Here is a 7,871-nt window from a genome sequence, read left to right as displayed (position 1 = left end):
TGCTTGAGCGAGCGCTCTGTGCAAAAATCGGATGGCTTGCATGGGTTCGGTTTCTTGTATTTGTGTGGTGCAAACCAAGTTGCCGACTCATGCAGGCCTCTTCAATATTCCAACTTCTTGATTTTCTGTAAGAAAAATCGGGGATCCCTCAGGGGCAGACCACGTTTAGAAAGTACTCGAAAACGTAGTCTGTCCCCGTTTTATCCCCGTTTTATTCACAATGATCACCTTGAGGTCTTCGATAAATTTAACGATCTGAACGTTGTGTTGAACCTCGATGGTTCGGTAAATAAAGCAAAAACAAAAAAAGCCCGCGCGGAAAAGAGAAAGTTGAATGAATGATTTCGAGTCGGTGAAAAACCTGATCATCCAATTGGTGAAAGAAAAAACCGGTGGTTTTGACGATGACAGTTGGGAGGCTGATTACAAGCTGAATTGGGAGGCCGAGTTGTCGGAAAGACTGAGAAAGCTTTTTTCAATATGTCTAAAATGGCCTCCGCCAGAGAGAGTGGGGATGATGTCATGCTGACGGCGGCGCTGGTGCATTCACGTATGAATTTCATGGATCTTGCGAATTTTTTCAGGGATATCTATGACGATCTGGATGCGTTGCTCGTAAAGCCAGTTTGGCCTGACATTCCCGAAGGTTTTGATTATGGAAAGAGCTCAAATTAACGGGCCGCACTCTCTGACTGGCGGAGTAAGCAATAAATTGGGGGGGGCAGACTACGTTTAAATAAACTGTAGTCTGCCCTCGGTTCAGTGTCCCCGGTTCTGTATTCGGCATTTGTCCGTGCGCGATACACCCTTGCAGCCCTGGTGTTTGGCGGAGTGGCGTGATGCTTGAGGAATGTGTGTGAAACTTAACTGTGAAATGGAGCAAATGCTCGCTCGTGTGGGGTGTGCTCCTCTGGATGGCGAGTTGGCGGATATCGCAAGGTCCGGTTTCGTGGAGCGGGATGGTTGTGTTTTTTTGACGAGTCTGGAGGGCTTCCAGAAGCATGTAAGCCTGAAGAATTTCCTAGATAGAACGGGATATGAATGTTTCGTTAACTCGATCCATGCCGATGATTATGTAAACGCTGATTTTTTGGCATGCGCGCTCTCGTACTTGTTTTTAGTGTTTGAGGCGTGGAACAAGTCAGGTCAGCCGGGAATTCTGCAGGGAGTCATTTCGGGTGACGAATTCGATGCGACGGTGAAGTTTCATCTGCTGCGCCCAGGGGAAACCTGGCTGAGCGATGACCTTGAGGGGTATGAGGAAGCAGTGCTTACCGTTGAATCGAGTGACAAGGGATTTCTTGAGACATACGGGTAAATGATGGGGGCAGACCACGTTTAGAAAGTACTCCGAAAACGTAGTCTGTCCCCGTTTTACTAGCAGTGAGCATTGGTGGTTTTTTATGGGTGCTATGTTGTTTTTAGCTCGATATTAGATTCCCCAACAGGCTGTTTTAGAACGGTTGATCAAATGTGAACACGCTGTAATTGGCAAGTAATGTAACAAGTTTTGGTTAGAGCAGTAATGTGGATGGCTCTGAGGAGATTCCGCATTTTCCCAGTCCCGAGGGTTGAAGAGTGATTACTGAAGATATCAAAATCGTCGAGGAAATTTTCCAGGTGGTCGAAGCAGGCATCGTCCATGGCTATGACGCGTTCCGATATGGTGTGGAGCTGGGAGAGGGTTATATAGAAACGGAGTTGGCCGTCGAGAAAGACGGGGTTGAGGACTGGAATGTTGAAACCGACATAAACGTGGCGAAAATTCTTCGTCTGGTGGACCAGTTACAGGCAAACGCCGTCAGCCGCGGTGAGCCCTGGAAATCTTTCGTTCTCTCCTACCGCGAAGGCGAACAAGTGAAAACGAAATTCAACTATTGATTCCGAATGTCTTCAGCCTTTTTTACCTAAAGCAAAATCAAGAGATCGCAGCCTGCGGCAGCTCCTACACATATCTCTGTAGGAGCTGCCGCAGGCTGCGATCTTTTGCTTTTTACTTCGGATAAAGCGGCGGCAACCCACTGTCACCGACCGGGTCCTGCACCCGTTCCGCCGCCGGAATCGTGCGGATCGCCCGCCACAGATCTTCACCCTGCCAATGCTGCCCGGTCTCGCTGTAGAGCGCGCCGTTGAGGCCGTCGAGGGCGTCGGAAAGCGGCACAAACCGCGCCGCCATATCGGCTAGCGTTTCCGGCTGCTGCCGCGCCCACGCATCCAGTGCCTGCCGCGTTGCTTGCGGGTCATTCGCCTGGCTCGCCCGTTTGATGTCATCCAGCAACGTGCGTGGGCTCGGGCCGGTTTGTGCGGCGCGGTGGATTGCCGGTTGCCAGCGCGCACGCCACCACAGGCCGAAGCCGAGTAGGGTGGTGCAGGCGAGGATCAGGGTGCTGAGTTTCCACCACCACAGCACATCGTTGTCGACGACGCTCGGTTGCAGGTTGCCGGCCGGGGTGTCGACCTGCAGGCTCGGGTTGTTCGCCACTTGCAGGGTGCGCGCGGGCAGGCTGGTGTGTTCCATGTGATCTTCGAAGGTGTTCCACCACACGACGTCGACAGTCGGCAGTTCGATTGCGCCGCTGCGACTCGGCACCAGGGCTTCGCGTTCTTCGCGGCTGCCGGTCAGGCCACGGTCGCTGCTCTGGTTGTTCAGCACCGGTTGATCCGGGTAGCGGCGCAGGCCGTTGACGTCGGTGGCGGGCAGCGCCGGCAATTGAGAGCTGGCGAGGCCTTCGACTTTGAGGGTCAGGCTGCGCGTCAGGGAGTCGCCGACCTGGGTGTGTTCCGGCTCCGGATTCCAGCTTTCGCTCAGGCTCAGGCTGCGTGCGGGCAGCCAGGGCGCGTCGGCGGGATAGGTCAGCGGTTTCGGTTTGACCGTGAGCGGGATTTCGGCGGAGCTGACCCGCAGCAGCTTGCCCGGTTTCGGCCCTTGTGCGTTCGAGTCCTGCGTGGGTTGGGTGTCGACCAGCGTCGCGCTGAAGGTTTGCGGGGCGATGCTCAGCAAACCGCTGTGTTGCGGATAGATCGCGTAGCGCATCTCGATCACGCCGTGGCGCACGCCGTTGATGTCTTTTTCGTAGGTGCGGGTGTCGCCGAGTTGCTCGATGCGCGCATCGGCGATTTTCAGCGGGGTCAGGCTGCTGTCGTCGTACAGCGACACTGAATGGTAGATGCGCAGGGTCAGGATGGCCTGGGCCTGCACATAGACGCTGGACTGATCGAGGCTGGCTTCGATAAACACCGGGTCGAGGCTGTTCTTGTCTTCGCGGGTGTCGCTTTCGACCACTTGCACGCTGATCGGTTGGCTCTGCACATCGCCCATCTGCAACGCTGGAATCACCACGCTGCCGTTCTCTTTCGGCAGCAGGGTAATGATCCAGCGTGTGGTGGCGCGGTTGTCGCCATTGAGGGTGTTCAACTGGTTGACCTGCCGCGTGCCGCGCACTTCGAACAGGGGCTCCAGCGGGGTCAGGTCGGGTTTGCCGAATTGGGTGACATCGCTGGTTTCGAGGGTGAGTTCGACCGTCTCGCCGGAGTTCAGGCGACTGCGATCCACGCTGGCCGTCAGCTCGGCCGCGTGGGCAGTGGCCGTGCAGATCAGCAGGGGCAGCAAGAGAGCGGTGAAGCGGGTCATCGAGTTTTTTCCTGATCCTGATGTTGTTGCTGTTCGTACCAGAATTTGCGTCGCAGCAGTTCGCCCGGATCGTCCGGGATCTTGCCTAGCCATTGTTCCAGTGCCTGACGTTGCTCGCCTGCGAGGTTGTCCACGCTTGGCTGCAGTGTCGGCGTCGTGTCTCGTTGCTCTTCCGGCTCGTCGCCCGGCACTTCATTGGGGCCCGGCTGCGGTGGGGTGGTCGGCGGCGGCTCGTTGGCCGACTCGGCAGGCTGGGCCTCGCTCTGGGATTCACTTTTCACCGCCGCCGGTGGTGCGGTGGCGGTCGACGGTTCTTCGCCCGGCGAGTTTTGCTCGGTGGGTTTACTGTCCGGTTCGACGGGCGGCGGCGTGTTTTTCTGCTTGAGCAGATTTTCCACCAACGCCTTGTTGATCTGCGCCGGGCGCAAATCGGGTTGCAACTCCAGCGCCTGCTCATAGGCGTCAATGGCCGCTTCCAGCTCACCGCTTTTGGCCAAAGCGTTGCCACGATTGTAGTGGTCGAGAGCATCACCGCCTTCGGCGAAACGCTGGGCGGCGCCACTGTAGTCGCCGGCCTCGTACAGCGCCACCCCTTGCCACTGGCGATCGTCAAAATGTTGCGCTGCTTCGGCCGGGCGCTTTTGATTGAGCAAGTGCAGACCCTGTTGGTCAGGGCGCAGCCACAGGTCTTTGAAGTCAAAAGCGTAGCTCGGCTGTGGCAGGCAGAACAGCAGCGGCAGGCAAAACAGCCAGCCGCGTCGTCCGGCACACGCGGCCAGTAGCAACAATGGCAACAGCAGCCAGTAACCCTGATCGGCCCACGTATCCAGGCGCACGGTCTGACCGTCGTCGCGTAAGCTGCGCGGGCCATCCAGCAGGCCGAGGGCACGCAGGTCGGTTTCGTCCAGTCGGGCAGGGTGATACTCGCCGCCAACGCTGTTGAGGAAAGCACCAAGCCCCGGACTGTCGAGTTGCGGTACGCGAATCGCGCCTTGCTCGTCCTTGAGGAAACTGCCGTCCTCCTGAGCAATCGGTGCGCCTTCAGCGGTGCCAATGCCGAGCATCAACAACTGCGCCGAATGCCCGCTCAGCGCGCGGCGAATGCCTTGGCGTTCCTCTTCGCTCAGCGATGAGCCGATCAGCAGAATTCGGCCCTGACCGAGTGCGCCCTGCTTGAGCAATGCCAACGCTTTGCCCACGGCAAGGTCAGCACGATGACCGCTTTGTGGCATCAATGACGGTTTAAGCGCGTCGACCAGGTTTCGGCTGGTTGCCAGGTCATCCGACAGCGGCACCAGCGTGTGGGCGCTGCCGGCGTAGACGACGATGGCGGTCTGCGCGTCGCTGCGTGCCTGGAGCAGATCGAACAGCTTGCGCCGCGCCTGTTCCAGTCGCGTCGGCGGTGAATCGGTGGCGAGCATTTCCGGCGTCAGTTCCAGCACCACCACCAACGGATCGGCGGGTTTCTGGCTGGTCTGTTCGACGCGCTCCCAACTCGGCCCTAGCAGCGCCAGAAGGCCCAGCAACCATGCCCCGCCTAGGACGATCCACGGCAGTTTGCTGTTGCGACCGTTACCGCCGCTGAGCAGGGTGGCGTGGAATGCGGGCGGCAGAATCATCTGCCAGCGCCCGGCACGCTTTTGTCGGTGCCAGAGTTGCCAGATCAGCCAGCCGAGCAGCGGCAACAACAACAGCCACCAAGGGCGGAACCAGTGTGGCCAGAGGGCGATCATCGGCGCCTCCGCAGACGCAGGCGCTTGAGGCGTTCGCGCCAGTCAGGCAGTGGACTTTGCAGATACAGTTCCTTGGTGAACAGGCGTTGCAGCGGGTTGTCCGGCCACAGTTCGCGGGCGACCAGTAACAGGCTCAGCCACAAGGCCAGCGCCAGCGGCCATTGATACAAGGCTTGCGCCGGGCGCGCCTGGGTCGGTTGCTGGGTCACCGGTTCGAGTTGATCGAGAGTTTCTTTGATCGCTTGCAGCTCTTTGCCATCGTGGGCGCGGAAATACTGGCCACCGGTCACTTCAGCGATAGCCTTGAGTGCCGGCTCGTCGAGGTCCAGGCTCGGATTGACCCCGAGCAAACCGGTCGAACCGCTGTCTTCAGGATTGGCGCCGATGCCGATCGGGTAAATCTTCACGCCCTCGCTGGCGGCGAGTTTCGCTGCGGTCAGTGGATCGATTTCGCCGCCATTGTTGGCGCCGTCGGTGACCAGAATCAGCACGCGGCTTTGCGCCGGGCGCATGCGCAGGCGTTTGAGGGCCAGACCGATGGCGTCGCCGATGGCGGTGTTCTTGCCGGCGATGCCGATCCGCGCTTCATCAAGCCACACGCGCACGGTGTGGCGGTCGAAGGTCAGCGGTGCTTGCAGGTAAGCCTGACTGCCGAACAGGATCAAGCCTACGCGGTCGCCGTCGCGGCTTTCGAGGAAATCGCCGAGCAGGTGCTGTACCAGATTCAGACGGCTGACTTCTTCGTCCTGCCATTGCATGTCCGGGAAATCCATCGAACCGGACACGTCCACCGCCACCAACAGATCACGACCGCTGGCGGCAATCGGCAACGGTTCACCAAGCCATTGCGGGCGTGCAGCGGCGATCAACAGCAACAACCACAGCAGCATGAACGGTGCCTGCTGGCGCCACGCCGGCAGGTTAGCCCGGGCGCGGCGGCGGGCGAGACCTTCCAGATCAGACAGGAAACTGACTTTAAGCGCCGGCTCGCCGCTGTCGGCCACCGGCAGCACCAGGCGCATCAACCACGGCAGTGGCAACAAGACAAAAATCCACGGCCAGGCGAATTCAAACATGCTTGCGTATCCAGGTGTCGACCGCTTGGGTCAGGCCGGCGATGGCTTTGTCGTCGAGTTTGCACTCCGGTTTGTAAGCACCTTCGACCAACACCATCCAGCGCGTCAGGCCCGCTGCCGGGCAGCGGTTGTCGAGGAATGCCAGCCACTTGCGGCCATTGAGCGTATGACTCTGGCTGTAGGGGTAATGGTTGCGGCACAGTCGTTTGAGCAGGCCGTTGAGTTGTTGCAGCCACGCCCCGGCCGGCGCACCGTCGTAGGGTTTGGGCATCTGTGCCAGTTCGGCGAGGGCGGCGATGCGCACCGGGTCGAGCGGTTGTTCAGCACGCACGATCGGGCGTTTCTTGATCGGGATGAAACGCCGCAGCCGCCACACAGCAAAACCGAGCAGCGGCAATAACAGAAGCAGCAGCCACCAGCCCGGCGCCGGTGGCCAGAAGGCGATCGGTGGCGGCGAAATCAGCGGTTGTAGCTGATCAAGGTCGTTCATCGACCTTTCCCCGGACGCTGCGGGTTGAGGAATTCACGCATTTGCTCGACTAACTCGCTTTGCGTGCTCAACGGCATCAGCAGCACGCGCAGCTTTTGGGCGAGCAGTTCCCAGCGGGCGATCCGTGCTTCGGCCTGGGCGCGATAGGTCTGACGCAGTTCAAAGTTCAACGTATCAAGTTCAAGCTGTGCACCACGCTCGGCGAATCTCAGCAATCCCGCGGCGGGCAGGGCGTGATCGAGCGGATCGGACAGTGGCAACATCAACAGATCGCAGTGGCGCGACAGCAGGCTCAGTTGTTGTTCGGCGCTGTCGGACAAGGCGCGCTCATCGCAGATCACGATCACCAGACTGCCCGGGCGCAGCACCTCACGGGCGCGCCGCAGGGCCACGCCAAAGGCATCGCGATCCGGTTCACGTTCGCTGTGCAGCGATTGATTGACCTTGACCAAGCGATTGAGCAATTGCAGCAAACTTTGCTTGCTGCGCCGAGGCTTGATCTCGTAATGCTCGTTGTCGCCGAACACCAGTCCGCCGACCCGGTCGTTATGGCCGAGCGCCGCCCAGCCAATCAACGCCGCCGCTTGCGCCGCCAGCACCGACTTGAACATCAGGCCTGAGCCGAAAAACAGCCGCGTGCTCTGCTCGACCATGATGAAAATCGGTCGCTCGCGCTCTTCATGAAACAGTTTGGTGTGCGGTTCTTGCGTTCGCGCCGTCACGCGCCAGTCGATGGTGCGTACGTCGTCGCCGGCCTGATAGACCCGCACCTGATCGAAGTCGACGCCGCGACCACGGAATTTCGAGTGATGCAGACCGATCAGCGGGCTGCGCTGACTCGGCGTGGAAAACAGCTGCACTTCGCGCACGCGATGACGCATCTCGATCAGCTCGGCGAGGCTGACGCGGATGCCCGGTTCGGATGGCAGAGGGGCGTTCAT

General features: G+C 59.4%; 10 protein-coding genes. 5 read left to right on the top strand and 5 right to left on the bottom strand.

The features are described from left to right. The 5 genes from ACIOU6_RS24405 to ACIOU6_RS24385 form a co-directional block, all read left to right on the top strand. Nucleotides 1–342: hypothetical protein (locus ACIOU6_RS24405; RefSeq protein ID WP_401139113.1), on the top strand; the 342-nt coding region annotated here is incomplete at its 5' end. Beyond that, the gene (locus ACIOU6_RS24400; RefSeq protein WP_401139112.1) at nt 335–529 is read left to right on the top strand and encodes a hypothetical protein; all 195 of its coding nucleotides are present in this window, start codon (nt 335–337) and stop codon (nt 527–529) included. The genes ACIOU6_RS24405 and ACIOU6_RS24400, both read left to right, overlap by 8 nt. Next, complete coding sequence (locus tag ACIOU6_RS24395; RefSeq protein WP_401139111.1) at nt 523–675, top strand: hypothetical protein; 153 nt, start codon at nt 523–525, stop codon at nt 673–675. Before ACIOU6_RS24400 ends, ACIOU6_RS24395 begins: the two co-directional genes overlap by 7 nt. Nucleotides 676–856: 181 nt before the next feature. Further along, the gene (locus ACIOU6_RS24390; protein WP_401139110.1) at nt 857–1,318 is read left to right on the top strand and encodes a hypothetical protein; all 462 of its coding nucleotides are present in this window, start codon (nt 857–859) and stop codon (nt 1,316–1,318) included. 260 nt (nt 1,319–1,578) lie between these two features. Beyond that, nucleotides 1,579–1,881 carry a hypothetical protein gene (locus ACIOU6_RS24385; RefSeq protein WP_064587862.1) on the top strand — a complete coding sequence of 101 codons (303 nt, stop codon included), beginning with the start codon at nt 1,579–1,581 and terminating at the stop codon, nt 1,879–1,881. A gap of 112 nt (nt 1,882–1,993) precedes the next feature. Here the strand turns inward: ACIOU6_RS24385 and ACIOU6_RS24380 are convergent, their stop codons facing one another. The 5 genes from ACIOU6_RS24380 to ACIOU6_RS24360 are packed head-to-tail and all read right to left on the bottom strand — an operon-like array spanning nt 1,994 to nt 7,871. After that, the gene (locus ACIOU6_RS24380) at nt 1,994–3,631 is read right to left on the bottom strand and encodes a BatD family protein (protein WP_401139109.1); all 1,638 of its coding nucleotides are present in this window, start codon (nt 3,629–3,631) and stop codon (nt 1,994–1,996) included. Continuing rightward, entirely contained in the window at nt 3,628–5,364 is a 1,737-nt protein-coding gene (locus ACIOU6_RS24375) for a tetratricopeptide repeat protein (RefSeq protein ID WP_401139108.1), read from the bottom strand. Before ACIOU6_RS24375 ends, ACIOU6_RS24380 begins: the two co-directional genes overlap by 4 nt. Next, entirely contained in the window at nt 5,361–6,440 is a 1,080-nt protein-coding gene (locus tag ACIOU6_RS24370) for a VWA domain-containing protein (RefSeq protein WP_221733548.1), read from the bottom strand. The genes ACIOU6_RS24375 and ACIOU6_RS24370 overlap by 4 nt, the downstream gene beginning before the upstream one ends. Beyond that, a complete protein-coding gene (locus tag ACIOU6_RS24365) occupies nt 6,433–6,930 on the bottom strand; it encodes a DUF4381 domain-containing protein (protein ID WP_221733547.1) in 498 nt (165 codons plus the stop codon). Before ACIOU6_RS24365 ends, ACIOU6_RS24370 begins: the two co-directional genes overlap by 8 nt. Beyond that, nucleotides 6,927–7,871 carry a DUF58 domain-containing protein gene (locus ACIOU6_RS24360; RefSeq protein ID WP_221733546.1) on the bottom strand — a complete coding sequence of 315 codons (945 nt, stop codon included), beginning with the start codon at nt 7,869–7,871 and terminating at the stop codon, nt 6,927–6,929. Before ACIOU6_RS24360 ends, ACIOU6_RS24365 begins: the two co-directional genes overlap by 4 nt.

It is taken from the genome of Pseudomonas sp. NPDC087615 (assembly GCF_044743445.1).
GTDB classification, from domain to species: Bacteria; Pseudomonadota; Gammaproteobacteria; order Pseudomonadales; family Pseudomonadaceae; genus Aquipseudomonas; species Aquipseudomonas baetica_A.
This window is presented reverse-complemented; position numbering and strand designations above follow the sequence as displayed.